General features: G+C 66.5%; 23 protein-coding genes and 1 pseudogene. 11 read left to right on the top strand and 13 right to left on the bottom strand.

All coding sequences use genetic code 11. The features are described from left to right. Positions 1-121: 121 nt before the first annotated feature. A complete protein-coding gene (locus QWL29_RS17150; RefSeq protein ID WP_305824090.1) occupies positions 122-727 on the top strand; it encodes a DNA-3-methyladenine glycosylase in 606 nt (201 codons plus the stop codon). Here the strand turns inward: QWL29_RS17150 and QWL29_RS17145 are convergent. Then, positions 708-2,536, bottom strand: a pseudogene (locus tag QWL29_RS17145) (methyl-accepting chemotaxis protein). The gene QWL29_RS17150 and the pseudogene QWL29_RS17145 overlap by 20 nt on opposite strands. A 56-nt stretch (positions 2,537-2,592) precedes the next feature. Beyond that, entirely contained in the window at positions 2,593-3,048 is a 456-nt protein-coding gene (locus tag QWL29_RS17140; RefSeq protein ID WP_305824089.1) for a cache domain-containing protein, read from the bottom strand. A 301-nt stretch (positions 3,049-3,349) separates the two neighbouring features. Here QWL29_RS17140 and QWL29_RS17135 point away from each other — a divergent pair, with 301 nt between their 5' ends. The 3 genes from QWL29_RS17135 to QWL29_RS17125 all read left to right on the top strand — a co-directional run bounded on the left by QWL29_RS17135 (position 3,350) and on the right by QWL29_RS17125 (position 7,458). Further along, positions 3,350-4,756 carry a KamA family radical SAM protein gene (locus QWL29_RS17135; RefSeq protein WP_305824088.1) on the top strand — a complete coding sequence of 469 codons (1,407 nt, stop codon included), beginning with the start codon at positions 3,350-3,352 and terminating at the stop codon, positions 4,754-4,756. 11 nt (positions 4,757-4,767) lie between these two features. Next, positions 4,768-6,051, top strand: coding sequence for an MFS transporter (locus tag QWL29_RS17130; protein WP_305824087.1), 1,284 nt, complete (start codon positions 4,768-4,770; stop codon positions 6,049-6,051). A gap of 87 nt (positions 6,052-6,138) precedes the next feature. Continuing rightward, positions 6,139-7,458 carry a PQQ-dependent sugar dehydrogenase gene (locus QWL29_RS17125; RefSeq protein ID WP_305824086.1) on the top strand — a complete coding sequence of 440 codons (1,320 nt, stop codon included), beginning with the start codon at positions 6,139-6,141 and terminating at the stop codon, positions 7,456-7,458. A gap of 128 nt (positions 7,459-7,586) precedes the next feature. Here QWL29_RS17125 and QWL29_RS17120 read toward each other — a convergent pair whose 3' ends face one another. The 4 genes from QWL29_RS17120 to QWL29_RS17105 are packed head-to-tail and all read right to left on the bottom strand — an operon-like array spanning position 7,587 to position 11,774. Next, entirely contained in the window at positions 7,587-7,919 is a 333-nt protein-coding gene (locus QWL29_RS17120) for a hypothetical protein (RefSeq protein WP_305824085.1), read from the bottom strand. 2 nt (positions 7,920-7,921) lie between these two features. Continuing rightward, a complete protein-coding gene (ctaD, locus tag QWL29_RS17115) occupies positions 7,922-10,456 on the bottom strand; it encodes a cytochrome c oxidase subunit I (RefSeq protein WP_305824084.1) in 2,535 nt (844 codons plus the stop codon). Further along, the gene (coxB, locus tag QWL29_RS17110; protein ID WP_305824083.1) at positions 10,453-11,424 is read right to left on the bottom strand and encodes a cytochrome c oxidase subunit II; all 972 of its coding nucleotides are present in this window, start codon (positions 11,422-11,424) and stop codon (positions 10,453-10,455) included. Before coxB ends, ctaD begins: the two co-directional genes overlap by 4 nt. Before the next feature lie 8 nt (positions 11,425-11,432). Beyond that, entirely contained in the window at positions 11,433-11,774 is a 342-nt protein-coding gene (locus QWL29_RS17105) for a c-type cytochrome (RefSeq protein WP_305824082.1), read from the bottom strand. Positions 11,775-11,954: 180 nt separating this feature from the next. Between QWL29_RS17105 and QWL29_RS17100 the strand changes: the two genes are divergently transcribed. The 3 genes from QWL29_RS17100 to QWL29_RS17090 all read left to right on the top strand — a co-directional run bounded on the left by QWL29_RS17100 (position 11,955) and on the right by QWL29_RS17090 (position 13,814). Continuing rightward, positions 11,955-12,536: a c-type cytochrome gene (locus QWL29_RS17100; RefSeq protein WP_305824081.1), complete on the top strand. Its 582-nt coding sequence runs from the start codon at positions 11,955-11,957 to the stop codon at positions 12,534-12,536. Beyond that, entirely contained in the window at positions 12,533-12,901 is a 369-nt protein-coding gene (locus tag QWL29_RS17095) for a c-type cytochrome (protein WP_305824080.1), read from the top strand. The genes QWL29_RS17100 and QWL29_RS17095 overlap by 4 nt, the downstream gene beginning before the upstream one ends. Before the next feature lie 64 nt (positions 12,902-12,965). Beyond that, on the top strand, positions 12,966-13,814 hold the full coding sequence (locus QWL29_RS17090; RefSeq protein WP_305824079.1) for a fumarylacetoacetate hydrolase family protein: 849 nt from the start codon (positions 12,966-12,968) through the stop codon (positions 13,812-13,814). 204 nt (positions 13,815-14,018) lie between these two features. Here the strand turns inward: QWL29_RS17090 and QWL29_RS17085 are convergent, their stop codons facing one another. Continuing rightward, positions 14,019-15,344 carry an aspartate aminotransferase family protein gene (locus tag QWL29_RS17085; protein WP_305824078.1) on the bottom strand — a complete coding sequence of 442 codons (1,326 nt, stop codon included), beginning with the start codon at positions 15,342-15,344 and terminating at the stop codon, positions 14,019-14,021. 121 nt (positions 15,345-15,465) lie between these two features. Between QWL29_RS17085 and QWL29_RS17080 the strand changes: the two genes are divergently transcribed. Continuing rightward, a complete protein-coding gene (locus tag QWL29_RS17080) occupies positions 15,466-16,020 on the top strand; it encodes a carboxymuconolactone decarboxylase family protein (RefSeq protein ID WP_305824077.1) in 555 nt (184 codons plus the stop codon). A gap of 241 nt (positions 16,021-16,261) precedes the next feature. Here QWL29_RS17080 and QWL29_RS17075 read toward each other — a convergent pair whose 3' ends face one another. Genes QWL29_RS17075 through yjgA form a run of 4 tightly spaced genes read right to left on the bottom strand, consistent with a single transcriptional unit; the run spans position 16,262 to position 18,379 of the window. After that, the gene (locus QWL29_RS17075; protein WP_305824076.1) at positions 16,262-16,459 is read right to left on the bottom strand and encodes a hypothetical protein; all 198 of its coding nucleotides are present in this window, start codon (positions 16,457-16,459) and stop codon (positions 16,262-16,264) included. 51 nt (positions 16,460-16,510) lie between these two features. Next, complete coding sequence (locus QWL29_RS17070; RefSeq protein ID WP_305824075.1) at positions 16,511-17,179, bottom strand: alpha/beta hydrolase; 669 nt, start codon at positions 17,177-17,179, stop codon at positions 16,511-16,513. After that, positions 17,176-17,808, bottom strand: coding sequence for a molybdopterin adenylyltransferase (gene mog, locus QWL29_RS17065; RefSeq protein WP_305824074.1), 633 nt, complete (start codon positions 17,806-17,808; stop codon positions 17,176-17,178). The genes QWL29_RS17070 and mog overlap by 4 nt, the downstream gene beginning before the upstream one ends. Next, complete coding sequence (gene yjgA / locus QWL29_RS17060; protein WP_305824073.1) at positions 17,783-18,379, bottom strand: ribosome biogenesis factor YjgA; 597 nt, start codon at positions 18,377-18,379, stop codon at positions 17,783-17,785. The genes mog and yjgA overlap by 26 nt, the downstream gene beginning before the upstream one ends. A gap of 93 nt (positions 18,380-18,472) precedes the next feature. Here yjgA and pmbA point away from each other — a divergent pair, with 93 nt between their 5' ends. Genes pmbA through QWL29_RS17045 form a run of 3 tightly spaced genes read left to right on the top strand, consistent with a single transcriptional unit; the run spans position 18,473 to position 20,509 of the window. Then, on the top strand, positions 18,473-19,825 hold the full coding sequence (pmbA, locus tag QWL29_RS17055; protein WP_305824072.1) for a metalloprotease PmbA: 1,353 nt from the start codon (positions 18,473-18,475) through the stop codon (positions 19,823-19,825). A 10-nt stretch (positions 19,826-19,835) separates the two neighbouring features. Beyond that, positions 19,836-20,075, top strand: coding sequence for a hypothetical protein (locus QWL29_RS17050; RefSeq protein ID WP_305824071.1), 240 nt, complete (start codon positions 19,836-19,838; stop codon positions 20,073-20,075). A gap of 8 nt (positions 20,076-20,083) precedes the next feature. Beyond that, positions 20,084-20,509 (top strand): DUF1801 domain-containing protein, encoded by a 426-nt coding sequence (locus QWL29_RS17045; RefSeq protein ID WP_305824070.1) that lies wholly within the window; start codon positions 20,084-20,086, stop codon positions 20,507-20,509. A 279-nt stretch (positions 20,510-20,788) separates the two neighbouring features. Here the strand turns inward: QWL29_RS17045 and QWL29_RS17040 are convergent, their stop codons facing one another. Continuing rightward, positions 20,789-22,510, bottom strand: a complete 1,722-nt coding sequence (locus tag QWL29_RS17040; protein WP_305824069.1) for a response regulator — start codon at positions 22,508-22,510, stop codon at positions 20,789-20,791. Then, positions 22,491-24,011 carry an ATPase domain-containing protein gene (locus QWL29_RS17035; RefSeq protein WP_305824068.1) on the bottom strand — a complete coding sequence of 507 codons (1,521 nt, stop codon included), beginning with the start codon at positions 24,009-24,011 and terminating at the stop codon, positions 22,491-22,493. The genes QWL29_RS17040 and QWL29_RS17035 overlap by 20 nt, the downstream gene beginning before the upstream one ends. Positions 24,012-24,104 lie beyond the last annotated feature (93 nt).

Below are 24,104 nucleotides of genomic sequence, written 5' to 3'. Positions count from 1 at the left end.
TTATTCGTTAAACGCGTTTACGATCAAACGGGACTTGACAGTTAGGTTCCATTGCAGCAACAGGCAGCCTTATGTGGCAAAACAAACAGAGCGGTGTTGCAGGCATGCCTAGAATGGGCATATGGAATCCCTGAAACCCGCTTTGCTTTCCGGCGCAGGTCCTGATGCCTGCCTGGCCGGAATCGACTTCATGGCGCCGGCCGAGCTGGTGGCGCGCCAGCTGATCGGCGTGACCGTGCTGGTTGATGGTATCGGCGGCCGCATCGTCGAGACCGAAGCCTACGACCGCGAGGACCCGGCCTCGCATGCCTATTCCGGCCCCACGCCGCGCAACCTCGCCATGTTCGGCCCGCCCGCGCACGCCTATGTCTACCGTTCCTACGGCATCCACTGGTGCCTGAATTTCGTCTGCATGGAGGAGGGGCATGGCGCCGGGGTGCTGATCCGCGCGATCGAACCCCTGGCCGGACTGGATGTGATGCGCGCGCGGCGCGATGCCGAGGATGTGCGCCTGCTGTGTTCGGGGCCCGGCAAGCTGTGCCAGGCCCTGGAAGTGACGCGCGAGTTCAACGGGATGTCGCTGGCGGCGCCGCCGTTCGAACTGCGGGCCGCGCCGCCCGGGCTGGAAGTGATCGCCGGCCCGCGCATCGGCATCTCGAAGGCGATGGACGTGCCCTGGCGCTTCGGGCTGGCCGGGTCGCGCTTCGTCAGCCGTCCGTTCCGCTGAGACGGCCGTTGCCGGAGCTGCGCTCGCGCGCCGGCTGACGGCTCCCGAGCAGGGCGCGCGGTGCGCTGGTGCGCATCGCGCTGCCCGGAGCACGCCGTTCGAGCGGCTCGTGGAAACCGGCCGGTTCCGTATCAAGTGTCTCCGCCTCGGCTTCGGTCAGCGGCGCAATGCCTTCGATCTTGAAGATCGACACCGCGCGCGCCAGGTTCACGGTCTGCTCGTGCAGGCTTTCCGCCGCCGCCGCCGCTTCCTCGACCAGGGCCGCGTTCTGCTGGGTCATGTCGTCCATCTGCCCGACCGCGCGGTTCACTTCCGCAATGCCGTCGGCCTGCTCGGTGCTGGCGATGCTGATGCGGCCGATGATGTCGTTCACCTGCTGCACCGAGGCCACGATGTGGCCCATGCTGCTGCCGGCTTCGCCCACCGAGGCGCTGCCGCCGTCGATGATCGCCACCGAGTCCGCGATCAGCGCCTTGATCTCTTTTGCTGCCGCCGCCGAGCGCTGGGCCAGGGTGCGCACCTCCGAGGCCACCACCGCGAAGCCGCGTNCGAGTCCGCGATCAGCGCCTTGATCTCTTTTGCTGCCGCCGCCGAGCGCTGGGCCAGGGTGCGCACCTCCGAGGCCACCACCGCGAAGCCGCGTCCCTGCTCGCCGGCGCGCGCCGCTTCCACCGCCGCGTTCAGGGCCAGGATATTCGTCTGGAACGAGATGCCATCGATGACGCCGATGATCTCGACGATCTTGCGCGAGCTGGCCTTGATCGATTCCATGGTGCTCACGGCGCGGTCCACGGCCTGGCCGCCATTGGCCGCCAGCCGCGCCGCTTCGGCCGCCAGGTCGGTGGCCAGGCGCGCATTGTTGGCGTTGTCCTTCACGGCCACGGTCAGGGTCTCCATGGCGCTGGCGGTCTGCTCGAGCGAGCCGGCCTGCAGTTCGGTGCGGGTCGACAGATCGAGGTTGCCGGTGGCGATTTCTTTCGATGCCGTGTCGATCGAGCGCACCGAGGTCAGCACCGAGTGCAGGGTCGTGTTCAGGTTGGCGATGGTGTGGTCCAGCGCGCGCGAGGTGTCGGCGATCTCGTCGCGCCCGTCGCTGCCCACGCCGGCCGACAGGCGGCCCTCGGCCAGTTCGGCCACCACGTCGGAGATCTTGCGGATGTCGGCCAGCATGGCGCGCCGCACCAGCATGGTCACGACCAGCGACAGGGCAATCGACAGCACCACCAGCACCGCCATCGTCACGCCCAGGGTCTTGAACTCGGCGCCGGCGGCGGCGTAGGCGCGTTCGCTCAGGCTGGTTTCCAGCGCGGCGAGTTGGGCCAATTGGGTGTTCAGCACGCCGAATTCCTTTTCCGCCTTCTGCATCGAGTTGGTGGCGATCGACTGGTCGACCTGGGCCATCTCGATGGTCTCCAGCACCGCCTTGCGGTAGGCGGCCAGCGCCGCAGCGGAGGCGTCGATCAGCTTGCGTTCCTCGGGGTCGGCGACCTTCGCCAGGGCTCCCAGCTGGGCGCCGATGCTGGCGTGCTTCTTGTGGATGTCGGCGATCAGGGCGTCGAGCCGGTTCTTGGCGAAGCTGCCGCTGACCCAGGCCAGCAACTGGTAGATATTCGCGTGCGCATATTTCGCGTCGCCGGCGACGTCGGCCGCATCCTGCAGGCGCGCGGCGCGTACCTGCACCATGTTTTCCAGCGAAGCGTGCTGGCGCACCATGCCGTAATAGGCGGCGCCGGAGAGCAGCGTCAGCAGCACCAGCACCAGTCCCGGCGCCAGCAGCAGCTTCGGCCCGATCCGCAATTTCTTTAGCATGGTTACCTCCTGGACAAAAGAAAAGGGCGGCCGTGGCCGCCCCGTACTCGTGGTGCTTATTTTTTATAGATGCCCGCTTCCAGCACGACGTCGTCAACGCGCAGGATGTAGGTGGTTTTCGGCTCGATCTTGCCGGAAGTCGGGTTCTTGTACTGGTAGTCGACCCAGCCCTTGCCCTTGGCGGCGGCCAGCTCGATGATCTCGCGGCGGTATTTCTTGCCGTTGGCGTCGGGCACGTCGGTCAGGTCCTTGCCGACGATCGAGGGGTTGTAGGGATGGGCCAGCACGATGCCGGTCTTGATGTCGCGCATGTCGACGTACAGTTCGCCCTGGACGAACTCCGGGTCCTTGGCGTTGATCTTCTTCATCATCTCGGCCTTGCCCTTGGATTTCATCAGGGCGGCGCCGCGTTCGGCCATGGCGATGGCGTCTTTTTCGGTCGGTTCATTGGCCAGCGCGCAAGTGGAAGCGAGTGCGAGGCACAGGGCGGTGGCGGTGGCGAGCAGCTTCATGGTGCATGTCCTTTCAGAACGGTGCGATAGGTAAAACTTTCTTAAGTGCATTAAGAAATGTACGCGTCACTTCCTGTAGGCAATTTGCGAATGCGCAAAGGGTGAAGGCCAGTGTGGCGTCCGCCGCATTTGTCTTGCCGCATGGAATATGTTTTTAAGGAAACTATCGCGGGCTGTAGTTGATTGGATGCAATTCCATTTGCATGGAGGATTCCTAAGATGGCTCTCCGTCGCCAACTTCTTTTCCAAGAATTGACGGCCGTTCCACCCTCCCTCCATCTTTCCTTTCCAGGAGCATGCCGTGAGCACCCTCGATTCGACGCCCGCCAAGTTCAAACCCTACACGCGTCAAACCATCGCCCTTGCGCGCCAGTGGCAATGGATGAGCCCCGACCTGCAGGAAGCGGTCCAGGTGGTCTCGCACGTGCTGCCGTTTCGCGTGAACGAATACGTGCTCGACCAGCTCATCGACTGGGACAAGATCCCCGACGACCCCATCTTCCGCCTGACCTTCCCGCACCGCGACATGCTGCCGGCGCGCGAGTACGAACAGCTGCGCGACCTGGTGCTGCATAAAAAGGACAACGCCGCCATTGCCAAGCTGGTGCACCAGATCCGCATGCGCATGAACCCGCACCCGGCCGGCCAGATGACCCACAACGTGCCGCGCGTGAACGATGTGCCTTTGAGGGGCCTGCAGCACAAGTACAAGGAAACGGTGTTGTTCTTCCCGAGTTCGGGCCAGACCTGCCACGCCTACTGCACCTTCTGCTTCCGCTGGCCGCAGTTCGTCGGCATGGACGAGATGAAGTTCGACGCGCGCGAGTGCACGGAACTGGTGGCCTACCTGGCCTCCCACCCCGACGTGACCGACGTATTGATCACCGGCGGCGACCCGATGATCATGAATACCCGCTCGCTGGCCGAATTCCTGGAGCCGCTGCTGGCGCCGGAACTGGCCCACATCCAGAACATCCGCATCGGCACCAAGTCGGTGGCCTACTGGCCGCAGCGCTACGTGTCGGACAAGGATTCCGACGACCTGATGCGCCTGTTCGAGCGCGTGGTCAAGGCCGGCAAGAACCTGGCCATCATGGGCCACTACAACCATGCGGTAGAGCTGCGCCATCCGATTGCCCAGCAGGCCGTGAAACGCATCGTCGGCACCGGCGCCACGCTGCGCATGCAGGGCCCGCTGATCCGCCACATCAACGAAGACCCGAAGAGCTGGGCCGAACTCTGGACCACCGGCGTGCGCCTGGGCGCCATCCCGTACTACATGTTCGTCGAGCGCGACACCGGCCCGAGCGACTACTTCGCGCTGCCGCTGGCGCGCGCCCACGAAATCTTCCAGCAGGCGTATTCGATGGTCTCGGGCCTGTCGCGCACCGTGCGCGGGCCGTCGATGAGCGCCTTCCCGGGCAAGGTCGTGATCGACGGGGTGGTGACCATCAACGGCGAAAAGCTGTTCGCGCTGCAGTTCCTGCAGGCGCGTAATCCGGAATGGGTGCGCAAGCCCTTCTTTGCCAAGTACGATCCGGACGCCACCTGGCTCGATCACCTGAAGCCCGCTTTTGGGCGGAAAAAATTCTTCTTCGAGGAAGAAGCCGGCGATGTCGCGCATCCACCAGCCGGGCGGGTGATCCCGATCGTGCAGGCGCGCAGCCACGACGGCCGCGCCAGCGACAGCCAACCCAGCGCGGCATAAACCTCGCCGCCATGGAAGGCACCCAAAACCCGCCACGCCTGTCCGGCGTGGCGGTTTTTTTCACCGTATTCCTGCCGTTCGCACTCGGGCACTATTTGTCCTCGATGCTGCGCAACGTGAACGCGGTACTGGCGCCGGACCTGCTGAAAGCACTGGCGCTCACGCCCGGCCAGCTCGGCCTGCTCACCAGCGCATTCTTCTTCGCGTTCGCGCTGGTGCAGCTGCCGGTCGGGATCGCGCTCGACCGCTACGGCCCGCGCAAGGTGCAACTGGCGCTGATGCTGTTCGCAGCCGTGGGCGCGCTGCTGTTCGCGTATGGCCAGAGCTTCGCCCAGCTGGTGCTGGCGCGCGCCATCCTCGGCTGCGGCCTGGGCGGCTGCTTCATGTCGGCGGTGAAGGCCTTGTCGACCTGGATCGCACCGAACAAGCTGCCCTCGGTGCACGGCTACCTGATCGCGGTCGGCGGGCTCGGTGCGGCGTCAAGCACCATGCCGGTGCGCCTGGCGCTGGAATACACCGACTGGCGCGGGCTGTTCGTGGCGCTGGCGGCCCTGGTGGCCATTAGCGGCGCAGCGATCTGGCTGCTGGCACCTGGCAGCAGCAAGCCCGCCGGTGCGCGCGTGCCGGTGCTGGCATCGCTGCGCCAGGTCTACCGCACGCCGAGCTTTCGCAGCACGATCTCGCTGATCCTGATTCCGCATGCGGTGTTCTTCGGCATCCAGGGGCTGTGGATCGGGCGCTGGCTGTCCGACGTGGCGCACTTCCCGGACGACGCGGTGGCCTATCTGCTCTACATGAGCATGGCCGCCGTGATCTTCGGGGCGATCGCGGTGGGCATGATCACCGAGTGGGCAGGCAAGCGCGGCGTGACGCCGATACAGGTGGCCGGCATCGGCATCGTGCTGTTCGTGCTGGTGCAGGCGGCCTTCGTGATCGGCTATGCGCCGAGCTTCCAGCTGCTGTCGGTGCTGTTCACGCTGGTGGGCACGGTTACCGGCATCGAGTACGCCATCGTGGCCCAGAGCATGCCGCGCGAACTCACCGGGCGCGCCGCCACCTGCCTGAACCTCTTGATCTTCGTCGGCGCCTTCCTGGTGCAGGCGGGTTTCGGGCTGGTGGTGGGGTTGTGGACGCCGGACGCGGGCGGGCATTATCCGGCGCAGGCCTACCGGGTGGCGTTCGGGGTGCTGGTGCTGCTGCAGCTGCCGGGGTTGATTGGCTGGCTGCGGCGCGGGCGCTTGGTGTCGGCGCCAGTCGCCGCGCCGGCGGTCGAGGAGGCGCATCGTCCAGCCTGAGGGTGCGGGCGCCGGTATCGGGTGGAGTGGTTGGGCCGATCTGGTTACAATCGGTCACTGCCATTTCGCCCGATACCGGAGACTCCCATGCGCCGTCCTTCGCTCAGCATCCTCGCCACCGCGGCGCTGCTTGTCCTTGCCGGCTGCGGCGACAAATCCACCCTGCCGGCCGGCGCCGGCGTCGGTCCCGCACCGCAGCTGCCGGCGCCGAAGGGCAGCCTGATCCCCACCGTCGACATCGCACCCGCGAAGGGCTGGCCGGAGGGTGGCAAACCACAGGCGGCGCAGGGGCTGGAAGTGCAGGCCCTGGCCCGTGGCCTCGACCATCCGCGCTGGCTGTACGTGCTGCCGAACGGCGACGTGCTGGTGGCGGAATCGAACAAGCCGCAAACGCCGGAGAATAAACAGTCGGGCCTGCGCGCCTGGGTGATGGGCAAGGTCATGGCCAAGGCAGGGGCGGGCGTGCCCAGCGCCGACCGCATCACCCTGCTGCGCGATGCCGACGGCGACGGCGTGGCCGAGACCCGCAGCGTATTCCTGAAGGGCCTGCATTCGCCGTTCGGCATGGCGCTGGTGGGCGACCAGCTGTTTGTTGCAAATGCCGACGCCATCCTGCGCTTTTCGTACAAGGAAGGCGCCACCGCAATTACCGAAGCCGGACAAACGCTGGCGCCGCTGCCGGCCGGCTTGAACCACCACTGGACCAAGAACATTCTCGCCAGCCGCGACGGCAGCAAGCTGTACGCCACGGTGGGCTCGAACAGCAACGTCGGCGAGAACGGCCTGGAGATCGAGGTGAATCGCGCCGCCATCCTGGAAGTGGACATCAGAACCGGCGCCACGCGCCTGTTCGCTTCCGGCCTGCGCAATCCGAACGGCATGGCCTGGGAACCGCAGAGCGGCGCCCTGTGGACCGTGGTGAACGAGCGCGACGAGATCGGCAGCGACCTGGTGCCGGACTACCTGACCTCGGTAAAGGATGGCGGCTTCTATGGCTGGCCGTACAGCTATTACGGGCAGCACGTGGACGCGCGCGTGAAGCCGCAGCGCCCCGAACTGGTGGCGCAAGCCATCGTGCCCGATTACGCGCTGGGGGCGCACGTAGCGGCGCTGGGGCTGGCCTTTGCGGAAGGCGCGCATCTCGGGCCGGCGTATGCCAGCGGCGCCTTCATCGGACAGCACGGGTCGTGGAACCGCAAGCCGCTGTCGGGGTACAACGTGGTGTACGTGCCGTTCGCACAGGGCAGGCCGAACGGGATGCCGGTCGAGATATTGAGCGGCTTCGTGAACGCGGAGGGCGAGGCGTACGGCCGGCCGGTGGGCGTGGCGATTGATAAAAAAGGCGCGCTGCTGGTGGCGGACGATGTAGGGAATGTGGTGTGGCGCGTGCGCCCAGCCGCGCGTTAGGCCTGCGGCTTCAACCGTACGGTGGGCACTCCGTGCCCACGCGGAAGCTCGAACGGTGTTGGCCGCGTTATGGCCGTGCGGGATGATGATCGTCGGCGTCACGAATGATCATTTGTTGACGCCTCCGCCTACTTGCATCCCTCGACCAGCCACATCGGCACCGACGTCCACACGATCCCGACAAACGACAGCAACGCCGACCCCGCCGCGGCCCAGTCCAGCAGCGGCGTATGTTCATCCGCATGCCGCAAGGTCCCACGCCACTTCCACACCAGCCACCCGCACACCGCCAGCGCCGCCACGGTGAACACCGCCAGCGGCCAGCGCTGCGGATAACCTGGCTCATACCCCAGCGGGCTGCACTGCGCCGCCACGAACACGTAACAGGCAGCGAAGTGCGCCGCCCACACCAGCAGCGGCAAGGTCCCGCGCATCAGCTTCCTGAAAAATCGTTCGCGCATCGTCAATCCATCAGCATGGGCACGCCATGCACCACCACCGCCGCCACGATCCCCTGCAGCACGGTGTAGTACACGATCAGCGCCGTGTTATCCAGCGTGGCCCGGTTGTGTTCGCCGATCCGCCCGCACCAGCCGCGCACCGCCAAATACAGGCCGACCAGCACGGTCAGCACCATGTGCAGGCCCTGGTAGGTCAGCATCGCCGCGATGGTCGCGCTCCAGGCCAGGCGGCGCGGCGCCAGGCCGGCCAGCTGGTAGCCATAAAAATCGGCGCCAAAGGCGGCAATCACGCAGGTCACCGCCGCCAGCGCCAGCCAGGGCAGGCGCCGCTTGCCGACCGCGCGCGTGGCCGCGAACATCAGGCCCGCCGCCGCCAGCAGCAGGCCGCTCGAGAGCAGCTGCCACACCGGCTCCGGCAGCCCGGCCGAGGGCGGCGGGCAGACGATCAGCCGCATCGAGATGTGGATGTAGGCGAACACCAGCGAGGCAAAGATGATCGCATCGACGATCAGCATGATGATGGTGGCCCACCACGAGTGCGAACGCATGCCCTTCGCCCCGACCGGCAGCACCAGCGTGTCCGAGACCAGGGCTTCCTTCATCGGCGGCTTGGCGTCGGATTCCCACAGCCAGGCCATGGTGCAGCCGACCGCCACCAGGCCGCAGGTCCAGGCCAGCCACATCAGCTTCACCGTCAGCAGCAGGAAGAAGCCGGCGGTGCCGGCGGCGGCGATCAGGGGCAGCCAGCTGTCGCCGGGCAGGATCATCAGGTAAGTAGGGCGCGCGCCGATCGGGCTGGTGGCGATGGTCTCGCGCTTGCCGGTGACGGTGCCGGGCAGGTAGTGCTGGCCTGCTTCCACCTGTTCCGACAGGCCCGGCTGCTCCCACAACGGATCGGTCGAGGTAATCAGCGGAATACTGCGCGTGGCGTAGTCTTCCGACGGCAGCCATTCCAGCGTCGAGGCGTTCCACGGATTGCCCGGCGGTTTGGACGGGCGGCGCTGGGTGCGGACCAGGTCCACCGTGAACACGACCACGCCCAGCGCGAACACGAAGGCGCCGACCGTGGACACCATGTTCAGCACCTGCCACTCCATCTCGGCCGGATAGGTGTACACGCGGCGCGGCATGCCCAAGAGGCCCGTGATGTGCATCGGGAAGAAGGCGACATTGAAGCCGCCGAACATCAGCCAGAAGGCCCAGCGCGCCACGCGCTCGGACAAACACTGGCCCTTGATCAGCGGGATCCAGTAGTACAAACCCGCGAACACCGGGAACACCATCCCGCCGATCAGCACATAATGGAAGTGGGCGACGATGAAATAGGTGTCGTGCACCTGCCAGTCGAAGGGCAGCAGGGCCACCATCACGCCGGTCAGCCCGCCGAGCACAAAAATGAACATGAAGCCGCCCAGGAACAGGGCCGGCGCGTTCATCTGCACCTTGCCCTTCCACAGCGTGGCGATCCAGGCGAACACCTGGATCGCGGTGGGCACGGCCACCGCCATGCTGGCGGCCGACACAAAACTCATCGTCATGATGCCCAGGCCTGCCGTGAACATGTGGTGGGCCCAGAGCGCGAAGCTGAAGAAGCACACCACCACCAGGGCCACGATGATGGCGCGGCGGCCGACCAGGGCGGTGCCGGCGATGGTCGGGATCATGGTCGAGACCATGCCGGCCGCCGGCAGGAAGATGATGTAGACCTCGGGGTGGCCGAAGAACCAGAACAGATGCTGCCACAGCACCGGATCGCCGCCGCGCGTGGCGTCGAAGAAGGGCCACTCGAAGGCGCGCTCCAGTTCCAGCAGGGCGGTGCCGGCGATCACCGCCGGGAAGGCGAACACGATCATGATGCCGACCACCAGCATGGCCCAGGCATACACCGGCATGCGCGAGAGCGTCATGCCCGGCGCGCGCGTGAACAGGATGCCGACGATCAGTTCGATGGCGCCGGCAATCGCCGAGATTTCGATGAAGCCGATCCCGAGCAGCCAGAAGTCGGCGTTCAGCCCAGGCGAATACTGCTTGCCCGTGAGCGGCGGGTACATGAACCAGCCGCCGTCCGGCGCCAGGCCGGCGAACAGGGTGCAGAAGAAGGCCAGGCCGCCGATGGCATACGCCCAGTAGGCATAGGCCGAGAGGCGCGGGAAGGGCAGGTCGCGTGCGCCCAGCATGTTCGGCAGCAGGTACACCGCCAATGCCTCGACGATCGGAATCGCGAACAGGAACATCATCACGCTGCCGTGCATGGTGAAGACCTGGTTGTAGGTCGAGGGCGAGAGCAGGTCGTTGTCGGGCACGGCCAGCTGGGCGCGCATCAACAGGCCCAGCACCCCGGCCAGCAGGAAGAACAGCAGCGCGGTGCCGATGTAGAGCAGGCCGATGTTCGTGTTGTTGACGCTGGTGAGGAAGCGCAAGCTGCTGGGCGTGACCCAAGTCTTTTCCAGGCGAGGGAATTCCTGCGCCGGGCGCGGGAGTGAACTCGGCAGGGAAGCCGGCGAGGCTGCAGATGCGGGCGCTGCGGTATCGGTCATTTCAGGTGTTCCAGGTAGGCCGCGAGGGCGTGCAGGGTTTCGCCATCGAGGTCGGCGGCGGCCGGCATGCGCGCGCCGGGCTTGATCGCCTGCGGGTCGGCGACCCAGCCGGCCAGGGTGCCGCGGTGGTTGCGCAGGGGGCCGGCGGCGATGTGCAGGCGGCTGCTGACGTGAGTCAGGTCGGGGCCGAGGAGGGCATTCTTGCGTGCGTCCTCCACACCATCGATGCCGCGCACCGTGTGGCAAGCCTGGCAGCGTTGTTCGAGAAAGGCGGCGCGGCCGCGTTCCAGCAGCTGTTGGTCGGCGGCGCCGGCGGTCGATGCGGCCGGCCGCGCTTCGTTCGCCAGCCAGCGGTCGAATTCGTCCTGCGGCATCGCCACCACGTGCAGGGTCATGCGCGCATGCTGCTCGCCGCAGTATTCGGCGCACTGGCCACGGTAGACGCCGGGCTTGTCGGCTTGCAGCGTCAGGCCGGTCACGCGGCCGGGCACGGTGTCGATCTTGCCGTTCAGGGCCGGAATCCACAGGCTGTGGATCACGTCGCTGGACGTCAGGCCGAGGTAGACCGGGCGCCCGACCGGAATCCGGATCTCGTTGGCGCTGGCGATCTCGCGGCCGCTGGTCGGGTCGTGGTAGCGCACTTCCCACCACCACATCTTGGCGGTCACGCCGACGGTAAAGGCGCCTTTCGAGGTTTGCGGCGTGAGCTCGGCGCTGCGCCAGGTGCTCCACACCAGCAGGATGCTCAGCACCACCACCGGAAAGGCGAAGCCGGCGCCGACGATCCAGCGCCGTGCATTCACCGGTTCGGGACGGCGCCGCACGGCCAGCACCAGCAAGGCCATCACGCCGATGAAGATGAGGGCGCCTCCGCCGAACAGCACCCAGGCGAAGTCGGCGATGATGGCGGCGTCGGGGCCGGCCGGATGGAGAACGGATTGCGCGGTGGCGCTGACTGGTTGGTTCACTGCGGTGCTCATTCCAGCGAATACAGGTAGGCCGCCATGTGGCGCGCTTCCTCGGGCGAGACGCCCACGTCCGGCATCAGGGTGCCGGGCTTCATGGCCTGCGGATCATCGAGCCAGCGGATCAGGTTCCCGGGGGTGTTCGGGATGCCGCCGGCGATGTAGCTGTTGTGCCCAAAGGCGTCCAGCGGCGGGCCGGCATTGCCGTGCGCGCCGGGCACTTCGGGAATCTGGTGGCAGGCCGCGCACTGGTATTGCGCGATCAGGTGCTGGCCCTGTTTCGGATCGCCGCCGGCGACTGCCGGCGCGGCCGGCTTGTCTTTGCCGCAGCCGGCCAGCACAAGCGTACACAACAGCGCACACAGCAGCGCACCGGGCACCCTGGGCCAACATCGGGAAGTCGGGGAATGAGGAAGAAGAAGCATGCGCACAATTCGAAATAACGAAAAACCGGGGTCTCTTTATAATACAAGAATAGCAATATCCTATTTTCAACTGTGTGCGCCCCTCGAAACGGAGCCGATGCCTCGCCGATGCCTTCCAACCGCCAACGCCTGATCCTGAAAACCATCGCCGCCACGCTTGCCGTTACCGGGCTGGCCGCTGCCGCCATCGGCGGGATCGTGCTGCGCGCCGGCTGGTACGACATCACCGCCATCAGTTCGCACTGGCAGCCGGTGTACACCGTGCTGGAATCCGGCATGCATTACTCGGTGCGCCATTACGCGCGCAACGTCGAGGTGCCGAAGCTCGGCGACCCGCAGCAGGTCAGGCGCGGTGCGGCCCTGTATGCCGCCAATTGCGCCCAGTGCCACGGCGGCCCAGGCTTTGCCCAGTCGCCGATCGGGCAAAGCATGCAGCCGGTGCCCGGCCCCCTGATCGACGCCGGCAAGCGCTGGGGCCAGCGCGAGCTGTACTGGATCACGCGCAAGGGCATCAAGATGAGCGGCATGCCCGCCTGGGAATACCACATGAGCGAAGCCGATACCTGGGCGGTGGTGGCCTTCATGGGCGTGCTGCCGACACTGTCGGCGCGCGACTATGGCGCGGCCACCAACACGCCGGTGAACACGGCCACGCCGGTCACCGCGCCGATGGCGGAGGATGCGCCATGAGCCGCCGCCTTCTACTTCTGACCCTGCCGCTGGCGCTGCTGGCCGGTTGCGGCAAACCGAACGAAGCGCCGGCCGGCCTGCAGGGCGACCCTGCGCGCGGGCGCCTCGCGCTGGCCCAGCATGCCTGCCGCGCCTGCCACATGATCCCCGGCGTGACCGGCTCCGAGGTCTACGTCGGCCGCACGCTCGACGACCTGGGCGACCGCCAGTACATCGGCGGCAGGCTGCCGAACACCCAGGCCAACCTGGTGCGCTGGATCCGCGCGCCGCAAACCATCGACCCCGGCACCGCGATGCCGGCCATGGGCGTGAGCGAGCGCGATGCCCTCGACATGAGTGCCTACCTGCTGACCCTCAAAAAGTAAGACTGTTATCATGCGGTTTTGGTCCGGCCATGGTGGCGCGGACGCACGACGACAGGACACGACGATGAGATTGGTGCGCTATGGCCGCCCGGGCAAGGAAAAACCAGGTTTGTTCGACGAGGAAGGGCGCCTGCGCGACCTGTCCGGCGTCATCGAGGACATCGACGCCGCGGTATTGAACGACAAGGCGCTGCGCAAGCTGGCCAAGGTCGACTGGAAGACCCTGCCCCTGGTGCGCGGCAACCCGCGCCTGGGCGTGCCGGTGGCGCGCGTGGGCAAGTTCATCGGCGTGGGCATGAACTACGCCGACCACGCGGCCGAAACCGGCGCCGCGGTGCCGGCCGAACCGGTGTTCTTCACCAAGGCCACCAGCTGCCTGAACGGCCCGGACGATCCGATCCAGCTGCCGAAGGGCTCGAAGAAGACCGACTGGGAAGTCGAGCTGGGCGTCGTCATCGGCACCCGCGCGCAGCACGTGAGCGAAGATGAGGCGCTGAAGTTCGTGGCCGGCTACTGCGTGGTGAACGACGTCAGCGAGCGCGCCTACCAGTTCGAGATGGGTTCGCAGTGGGACAAGGGCAAGGGCTGCGACACCTTCGGGCCGGTCGGTCCGTTCCTGGTCACGCGCGACGAAATTCTTGACGTGCAGGACCTGGACCTCTACCTGGAACTGAACGGCAAGCGCATGCAGACCGGGAACACGTCGACCATGGTGTTCACGGTGGCGCAACTGGTGAGCTACATCTCGCGCTTCATGACGCTGGAGCCGGGCGACATCATCACCACCGGCACCCCGCCGGGCGTGGGCATGGGCCGCACGCCGCAGCGCTTCCTCAAAAAAGGCGACACGCTGCGCCTGGGGATTGCGGGGCTGGGCGAGCAGCAGGCGGAAGTGGTCGCGTTTCCGAAGTAGAGGTAGTGCGGGTACGATGCCGACCGGAGCCGGCGGCATCAACCGTACGGTGGGCACCCCGTGCCCACGCGGATGCATGCATCGCGGCTGCTCTTTTCGACGCGGATCACATGATCATCGGTCAACACATCCGGGAGCGTCTCGTTAGCGCATCGTTCCGCGTGGGCACAGAGTGCCCACCGTACGGGTGACGCTATCTGCTGATCACGCCACCAGCGCCGCATCCAGGGCTTCGGCCAAGCGCGCCACGATCTCCGACAAATCCGACGCGCTGGCAATGAACGGCGGCGCCAGCAGGATATGGTCGCCGCGCTGCCCATCGATGGTCCCGCCCATCGGATACACCATCAGCCCGCGCGCCATCGCTTCGTTCTTGATCGCCGCATGCAGCCGCCGCTGCGGCGCGAACGGCTCTTTCGACACCCGGTCCCTTACCAGCTCGATCCCGACGAACAGCCCACGCCCGCGGATATCCCCCACGTGCGGATGCTGCCCGAACACATCGCCCAGCATGCGCCGCAAGGTCGCCCCGCGCCGCTGCACCTGCTGCAGCAAGCCATCGCGCTCGATCACTTCCTGCACCGCCAGCGCCGCCGCCGCCGCCACCGGATGCCCGATGTACGTGTGACCGTGCAAAAAGCTGCCGCTGCCGCGCCGCAGCCGCTCGACGATCGTCCCCTGCGCCAGCACCGCGCCGATCGGCTGGTAACCGGCCCCCAGCCCCTTGGCCACGGCGATGATGTCCGGCGCCACGCCATCCTGCTCGATGGCGAACATGGTGCCGGTGCGGCCCATCCCGCACATCACCTCGTCGGCGATGAACAGGATGCCGTGGCGGTCGCAGATCTCGCGCACGCCCTTGAAGTAGCCGGGCGTCGGCGGAATCGCGCCGCCGGTGGCGCCGACCACCGGCTCGGCGACAAAGGCGATCACCTTGTCCGGCCCGGCCTTCATGATCGCGGTTTCCAGCTCATCGAGCAGGCCGGCGGTGTACTGGTCCAGGGTCTGGCGCTCGGCGCGGTCGCGGTATTCGTAGCAGGGCGCCACGCGCGGCACGTCCATCAGCAGCGGCGCGAAGGGTTTGCGGCGCCATTCGTTGCCGCCCACGGCCAGCGCGCCGAGGGTATTCCCGTGGTAGCTCTGGCGCCGCGCGATGAACATGCTGCGCTTGCTTTCGCCGCTCTCGACGAAGTACTGGCGCGCCAGCTTCAGCGCCGTCTCCATCGCCTCCGAGCCGCCCGAGACCAGGTAGACCGCATCGATGCCGGCCGGCGCCTTCGAGACCAGCTTGGCCGCCAGTTCCTCGGCCACCTCGGTGGTGAAGAAGGCGGTGTGGGCGTAGGCGCAGGCGTCGATCTGGCGGTGCATGGCCGCGATCACGTGCGGATGGGCATGGCCGAGCGAGGACACGGCGGCGCCGCCGCTGGCGTCGATGTAGGTCTTGCCGCTGCTGTCGCGCACGGTCACGCCGCTGGCGGCGACGGCGACCGGCGGCGTCTGGCGCAGGCTGCGGTGGATGATATGGCTCATGGCTACCCCCTTCGAGGAAAGATTGACGTTTGACAATAAGCGCCGCGCCAACGGTTTCCTTTGATCTTTACGGGAAGCTGTGCGAATATTTTTCCAATCAGACACGTTTGCCACGCCCGCCATGAGCGACCGCCTCCGCCCGATCCCGCCCGACCAGCTGACCGAAGCGCAGCGCCGCGCCGCCCAGGCCGTGATCGAGGGGCCGCGCGGCGCCCTCTACGGACCCTTCGTGCCGCTGCTGCGCAGCCCCGAGCTATTGGAAAACGCCCAGCGCATGGGCGAATACCTGCGCTACCGCAGCGCCATCGGCGTGCGCCTGTCGGAGCTGGCGATCCTGGTCACGGCGCGCCAGTGGAACCAGCAGGTGGAGTGGGCGATCCATGCGCCGATCGCGGCCCAGGTCGGCGTCCCGCCGGATGTGATCAATGCGATTGCGCACCGCCGCCGGCCGGAGGGCATGCTGGTCGACGAATCGGTGGTGCACGACTTCTGCCTCGAACTGCAGCAGAACAAGAGCGTCTCGGACCACACCTATGGCGAGGCGCTGGCGCTGTTCGGCGAGCAGGGCGTGGTCGACCTGATGGGCCTGACGGGCTACTACACCTTCCTGGCGATGGTGATGAACACCGCGCAGACCGAGGTGCCGGTGTCGAGCGCGGCGCAGTTGCCGGAATAAAGGTGTTGATTCGTACCTCAACAAACCACCAACGCTATGCGAAGCTTGCATGCGTTTGCAGGCAGTCGTAGGGTGGGCACTTGTGCCCACGCGGTCGTACCTCAACAAACCCCTTCGGTCACGCGGAGCATCGGTATGCTCGCGGACCGGGTCGTAGGTGAAGCAATTTGTACGCAACGGCCGTACCGCGTGGGCTCGAGAGCCCACCCTACAAACGCCACATCGCGCCGTCGGTAAGTTCTCAGGCCAAGGCTTCCTTTGCGGCTTCTTCCGGCGTGAGGCCGTCGTAGAACAAGTCCGTAAACCACTCGACCTGCTCTTCGATATGGTCCTGCGCCTCTTTCTGCGTCGCCCCGCCGGCGACGAGGAAACCTTCCACCTCGATGCACCAGTTAATCAAGGCCATCGTTTCTTCGTCCAGCTCGTCTTTCTTTGCCATTTCCGGGCCTCCAAATGAAAAACGGGAGCCAGGGCTCCCGATATTAAGGCCTTACGCCAATACTTTTTTCAGCCAGGCCGAGATGTCCTGGACTTCCTCGAAACACAGCGAGTGCTGCATCGCATACTCGTGCCACTCGACCCCGTAGCCGAGGCCCTTGACGACATCGCGCGACTGCTCGGCGCGAATGAAAGGCACCACGTGGTCCTGGCGGCCATGCGCCATGAATACCGGGGTGTCGATACTCGCTTCGCTGCGCTCGTGCGCGACCTTGTCGGCCAGCGGCAGGTAGCCCGACAGGCACAGCATGCCGGCCAGCTTTTCCGGGTGGCGCATGCCGGTCTGCAGGGTCATGGCGCAGCCTTGCGAGAAGCCGGCCAGGATGATCTTCGAGGCCGGGATGCCGCGCGCCTTTTCGCGCGCGATCAGGGCTTCCACGTCGCGCTGCGAATCGCGCAGGCCGGTTTCGTCTTCACGGCGCGTGAGTTCGGCGCCGGTGATGTCGTACCAGGCGCGCATCACGTAGCCGCCGTTCACGGTGACGGGAATCGTTTTCGCGTGCGGGAAGACGAAGCGGATGCCGCCCAGGCCTTTCAGGTCGAGCTCGCGCACCAGCGGCACGAAGTCGTTGCCGTCGGCGCCCAGGCCGTGCAGCCAGATGATCGCGGTCGTGGGGTTTGGCGCGGTTTCGATTTCGATGTTTTGCAGCAGGTCGCTCATACGGTCTCTCGCGGTGGGGCAGGGCGCTGGGCGTTCTTCGGACGCCAGGCGGTGGTGATGGCCGGATCGGTTTCCATGTACGGGCCGCCGATCAGGTCGATGCAGTAGGGGACGGCGGCAAAGATGCCGTTCACGCGCACCTTGCCGTCGGCATCCTTCAGGCCTTCCAGGGTTTCCTTGATGGCTTTCGGCTGGCCCGGCAGGTTCATGATGAGGGCCGCGTGGTCGGCGGTTTCGCGGATCACGGCCACCTGGCGCGACAGGATCGCGGTCGGCACAAAGGCCAGGCTGACCTGGCGCATCTGCTCGCCGAAGCCCGGCATTTCCTTGCTGCCGACGGCCAGCGTGGCCTCGGGCGTGACGTCGCGCCGCGCCGGACCGGTGCCGCCGGTGGTCAGCACCAGGTGGCAGCCGACCGTGTCGACGAGTTCAACCAGGGTCTGCTCGATCTGCGCACGCTCGTCGGGAATCAGGCGCGTCTCGACGCGAAACGGCGTGGTGAGGGCGGCGGCCAGCCAGTCCTGCAGCGCCGGGATGCCCTTGTCTTCGTACACGCCGCCACTGGCGCGGTCGGAGACCGAGACCAATCCGATCACCAATTCTTTACGCGTCTGCTGGCTCGTCGTCATCGGTTTCCTCGTCGCTGGCAGGCTTCTTGCCGCCCTTGGCCAGGTCCTTCAGGATCTGGAACAGCTCGCGGTAGGCCTTCGGCGGCTTGGATTCTGCCTGCTCCTTGCGCGCGTTGCGGATCAGCGTGCGCAGGTGCTGCACGTCGAGCTGCGGGTGTTCGGTCAGCAGGTCGGTCAGGGCCTTGTCGTCGGTGAGCAGCTTTTCGCGGCGGCGTTCCAGCGCGTGCAGGGCGGCGGTTTCGGCCTTCGAGGCGCCTTTCCAGCTGTCGATGGTACGCTGGATGACGGCCACTTCCTCTTCCGTGAGGGTGCGCATCTTCTTGCCGACGAACTGCAACTGGCGGCGGCGGCCCTCGTGGTTGGTGATGGTCTGGCACATGAGGATGGCGTCCTTCACGTCCTCCGGCATCGGCACGCGCTTGACGCGGTCGCGCGGCTCGGCCACGAGCTGGGCTCCGAGCTTTTGCAGCTCGTCCATCTGGCGCTTGAGTTCGGACTTGGAAGGGCGTTCGTATTCTTGCTCGAACTCGCTGGACTGGAAGCCAACGGCGCCGCGGTTTGCATTAGGCATGATATGAATGATTTGATTGGCGCTGGGCCGATCAGTGAAAACAGTAAACGGCTGCTATGATAACTGTTTTAGGGCTCGCTACATAAAACACACATGAACGACACCGTTTTTACCCACACCCAGGACCAGTTGCGGGAACTGGCGCAAAGCGTACTCGCGTTTGCCCGCGAAGGCGGCGCCACCGATGCCGCGGTGGAAATCAGCGAGGGTAGCGGATTGTCGGTGTCGGTGCGCCGCGGCGAGATCGAGACCATCGAGCAAAACCGCGACAAGGGCATCGGCATCACGGTGTACAAGGGCCAGCGCCGCGGCAATGCCAGCACCTCCGACTTCTCGGAAGCCTCGCTGAAGGCCACCGTGCAGGCAGCCTGGGACATCGCCCGCTTCACCGCCGAGGACGAAGCCGCCGGCCTGCCCGACGCCGACATGCTGGAAATGAACCCGCGCGATCTGCGCCTGTGCTACCCGTGGCAGATCTCCACCGAAGAAGCCGTCGAGCTGGCCCAGCGCTGCGAGAACGCGGCGTTCGAGGTCGACCCGCGCATCACGAACAGCGAAGGCGCCAGCGTCTACGTGCAGCAGTCGCATTTCGTGGCCGCCAACTCGCGCGGCTTCATCGGCGGCTACCCGTTCTCGCGCCATACCATATCGGTGGCGCCGATTGCGGGCAAGGGCAACAAGATGCAGCGCGACGACTGGTACACCTCGGCGCGCGACCCGAAAAAATTGGCTAAACCGGAAGCCGTGGGCCGCTACGCCGCCGAGCGCGCGCTGGCACGCCTGAACGCGCGCAAGCTCGATACCCGCACCTGCCCGGTGCTGTTCGAGGCGCCGCTGGCCGCCGGCCTGCTGGGCGCCTTCGTGCAGGCGGTATCGGGCGGCTCGCTGTACCGCAAGTCCACCTTCCTGCTCGATACGCTGGGCAAGCAGGTCTTCCCCGAGCATATCCAGATCGTCGAAGACCCGCATGTGATCGGCGAAGTCGGCTCCTCGCCGTTCGACGAAGAGGGCGTGCGTACGGTGCGCCGCGAGGTGGTGAAGGATGGCGTGCTGCAGGGTTACTTCCTGTCCTCGTACTCGGCGCGTAAACTCGGCATGCAAACCACGGGCAACGCCGGCGGTTCGCACAACCTGACCATCACCTCCGACAACACGAAGCGTGGCGACACCTTCGAAGGCATGCTGCGCAAGATGGGCACGGGCCTGCTGGTGACGGAACTGATGGGGCATGGCGTGAACTACGTGACCGGCGACTATTCGCGCGGCGCCTCGGGCTACTGGGTCGAGAACGGCGTCATCCAGTATCCGGTGGAAGAGATTACGATTGCCGGCAACATGCGCGAGATGTTCCAGCAAATCGTCGGCGTCGGCAACGACGTGCTGGCGCGCGGGAACAAGTCGATCGGGTCGATCCTGATCGAAAAAATGGTTATTGCGGGCAGCTGAGGAGTCATCGATGAGCAAATTCGTCCGTATCGACAAGGAAAACAACCCGAAGAAGGCGCAATTGCTGAACCTCGACCTGGTGGCATCGGTCGAGCTGGCGCCGCAATCCGACCTGCTCAGCTCCGCCGACGAAAAGCGCGTGTACGCCAGCTGCCTGGCGCACGACAAGACGGTGATCGCCACCGTGCATTTCGACAGCCTGGAAGATGCGCATGCGTGGGTGGAGAAGCACCTGGGCGTGCAGCTCTGATCCCATCCATGGCCGAGAACAAGACCCGGCCGACCGGCGCCAGCGTCGACGCCTTCCTGGCCGCCGTCGCCGATGACGCGCGGCGCGCCGACTGCGCACAGCTGGCTGGCCTGATGGGCCGCGTGACCGGAGAACCCGCTGTCATGTGGGGCGACAGCATTGTCGGCTTCGGCAGTGTGCATTACCGCTACGACAGCGGACGCGAGGGCGACATGCCGCTGGTGGGTTTTTCGCCGCGTAAAGGCGATCTCAGTCTGTATGTGTTGAGCGGCGACGAAGCCGAAGCAGCGCGGCTGGCCAGGCTGGGGCGGCACAAGACCGGCAAGGCGTGTTTGAACCTGCGCCAGCTGGCCGATGTCGATCTCGCGGTGCTGGAACAGCTGGTGGCAGGGGCGGTTGAAGCCATGCGGCGGCGGTACGGCGAACCGGCCTGATTGGCTTGCCTGGCGTATTCAGTCGCCAGCATCGTTGGCAGTATCGTACGGTGGGCACCCCGTGCCCACGCGGTTACGTGCGTATCCTTTCCGTGTTGGCCGTAACTTGTCGCCCGCTAAAGCTGAATGAAACACCAAACGCATGCCGGGTTTTCGGTCGTCGCATGCTGTGCGGGCGACACCTCACTGCACGTGACTCCAGACACGTGCGTACCGCGTGGGCACGGAGTGCCCACCGTACGGGTTACGTCAACAATGGAAAATCGCCGGGGAGCGCGATCATCGCAAATCAACCCCTGCTGCCAGCGCCCGCTCCACACTCGCCGCCAGCTCCGCCAGCTGGAACGGCTTGCGCAGCACCATGTCTTCGCCCACCACTTCCTCGATCGCACGCATGTCGGCATAACCGGTGGCGATCATCATCGGCACGCCGGGAATGATGGCGCGCGCCTGCTGCACCAGCTCGGCCCCGGTCATGCCCGGCATCAGGTAGTCGGTCAGCAGCAGGTCCGGCCTGGAGCGCTGCAGTTCGCGCAGCCCGGCTTCGCCATCGGCCGCCTGCGCCACCGTATAGCCCAGCACTTCCAGCGACTCGACCACCGACTGGCGCACATAGGCGTCGTCCTCGACCACCAGGATGCGCGCGCCGCGCTGGCGGGTGGCCGCCACCGATGACCGCACCAGCGCCGGCAGGGCGGCGGCGCTGCCGGCCGCGCGCAGCCAGATCTCCACCGTGGCGCCCACGCCCTGTTCGCTGAGGATGCGCGCCGCGCCGCCCGATTGCTGGGCCATGCCATAGACCTGGCTCAGGCCCAGGCCGGTGCCCTTGCCCACGCCCTTGGTGGTGAAGAAGGGCTCGAACACGCGCGCGATGATCTCGGGCGGCATGCCTTCGCCGCTGTCGGCCACGGCGATGCACACGTAGTCGCCGGCCGGCAGCAGGCCCTCCGGCGGCACGGCCGTGCCGGCATGGAAGCGCAGCCGGCCGCCGGCCGGCATGGCGTCGCGCGCATTGATCGCCAGGTTCAGGAGCGCCATTTCCATCTGGTTGGTGTCGGCCATCACGGCCGCATCCGGATCGTCGAGCGCGAATTCCATGCGCACGCCCGAGCCGAGCGAGGTGGCCACCAGCTCGCGCACGCCCTCGAACAGGGCGGCCAGGCCGAGCGGGCGCAGGTCCAGGCTCTGGTTGCGCGAAAAGGCGAGCAATTGGCCGGTGAGCTTGCCGCCGCGCTGGCAGGCGCGCCGCGCCACCTCGGCGCGGTTGCGCGTGAACTCGTCCTGCGATTTCAGCAGGATCAGGTCCATGCTGCCCTGCACCACGTTGAGCAGGTTGTTGAAGTCGTGGGCGATGCCGCCGGTGAGGCGCCCGATCGCCTCCATCTTCTGGAACTGGATCAGGGTCTGCTGCACGCGCTCGCGCTCGATCACCTCGTTGGTCAGGCGATCGTTGGCCTGGGCCAGGGCGCGGGTGCGCTCTTCGATGCGCGCTTCCAGGGTCTCGTTCAGCTCCAGCAGGTCGTCCTGGCTGCGGCGCAGGTTGGCGGCGGTGCGTTCGCGGTCGGCCAGCACCGCGCGCGCCTGGTACTGGCGGCGCCGTGCGCGCAGGGCCGAGCCCACCGCGCTGCGCAGGGTCTGCACGTTCAGCGGACGCTCGAGCAGGATCACGTTGCCCAGCTCCGCCACGCGCGCGCGCGCGGCTTCCGGCGCCGTGCCGATGACCTTGCCGAGCAAGACCACGAAAGGGAAGTCGGACCAGGGCGGCTGGCGCCCCAGCCAGTCGTGCAGGCGCCCGAGGTCGACGCCGGCCAGCGCTTCCTCGGCCACGATGGCCGCGCCGGCGCCGGCCGCGATGCGCTCGGCAAAGGCGTCGAAGCCGGCCACGACGTCGCAGCCGAAGCCGTCGACCTTCAGGACCGAGCACATGACCTCGGCATCGCGCCCGCGCGGCGCGAAGACCAGGACCCGCTCTTCGTCCTTGTCAGGAAGTGACATCAACATTCGTGGTCATCATCGGCGTGACGCCGCGGTAGGTCGGCAGGCCGGTCAGCACGCCCTCGAAGCCTTCGAGCGGCGCGCCGATGCGCACGCCTTCGCCGCTCAGCTGCAGCTCGTGGATGGTCAGCGCGTGGGTCGCGGTGCGGCTCTTGATGACGGTGAGGGCGCGGCGCAGGCGGCCGTTGGCCTCGAAGAAGCGCAGCAGCACGGTGGTGTCGGACAGGTAGCTCAGGTCGACGTCGGTGCGCACTTCGCCGATCAGGCCGTGCTGGCCCAGCACCAGCACCGTGGTCACGCCCTGCTGGTTCAGGTAGGACAGCAGTTCGTGCATCTGCAGGGTCAGGTACTGCTCGCCCGGCATCGCCTGCAGGTAGGCGTTCAGGCTGTCGATGACGAGGAAGCGCACCCCGTGCAGCTCGACCGCGTCGCGCAGCATCTGGGCGAATTCGCCGGGCGAGAGCTCGGCCGGGTCGATGTGGATAATGCGCAGCTGGCCGCTGTCGGCATACGGGCGCAGGTCCATGCCGAGCGACTTGTTGCGGGCGAAGAAGGTGCCCAGGCCTTCGTCGAACAGGTAGAACGAGGCCTTTTCGCCGCGCTCGAGCGCCGCCAGCAGACAGCGCACCGAGAGCGTGGTCTTCCCGATACCGGACGGGCCCACCATCAGGGTATTCGTGCCGCGCACCAGGCCGCCGCCGAGCAGGGCGTCGAAGCTGTCGGCGCCGGTCGGGCTGATGGAGGGCGTGAAGTCGCGCATGTGCTCGGACGCCACCAGGCGCGGGTACATGAGGATGCCGCCGGTGTCGAGAGCGTAGTCGTGGAAGCCGCCGCGGAAGCGGATGCCGCGCATCTTGACGATGTTCACGCGGCGCCGCTCCTTGCCGAATTCCTTGGCGATCTGCTCCAGGCTGATCACGCCGTGGGCGATGCTGTGCAGGTGCTGGTCCGAGGTGGAACTGGATTTATCGTCGAGCAGCAACACGGTGCAGGCGCGCGAGGCGAAGAACTGCTTCAGGGCCAGGATCTGGCGCCGGTAGCGCAGCGGGTTCTGGGCCAGCAGGCGCATCTCCGACATGCTGTCGAAGACCACGCGCACCGGTTTCAGGCGGTCGACTTCGTTCATCACGTTGCGCGTGGTTTCGTTCAGCTCCACTTCCGACGGGTGGAACACCGACTGCTGGGAGTCCAGGTCGAGGTCGCCGTCGCTGGCCAGTTCGTGGATCGCCAGGCCGTCGAGGGTCCAGCCGTGGGTGGCGGCCACCGCCTTGAGTTCGTCCGCCGTTTCCGACAGGGTGATGTACAGGCCGCTCTCGCCGCGCTTCAGGCCGTCGAGCAGGAATTGCAGGCCGAGCGTGGTCTTGCCGGTGCCGGGCGTGCCCTCGACCAGGTAGACCCGCTGCGGGGTCAGTCCGCCGCCGAGGATGTCGTCGAGGCCGGGAATGCCGGTCGACATGCGTTCGGAGGCGGTGGAAGGCGCGCTCTGCGCCGAAGTTGCGGTAGTCATGGAACGGCCTGTTTAGCTGGAGGCGCGCCGCGTCGCTGCGGCAGATGCCCACCAAAAGTGATGGTGTCGCCGGATACCGGCATTACCGATCCT

The organism is Massilia brevitalea (assembly GCF_030711405.1).
GTDB classification, from domain to species: Bacteria; Pseudomonadota; Gammaproteobacteria; order Burkholderiales; family Burkholderiaceae_D; genus Telluria; species Telluria brevitalea.
The sequence above is the reverse complement of the archived record's forward strand: the minus strand, read 5'-3'. Positions and strand labels throughout refer to the sequence as shown.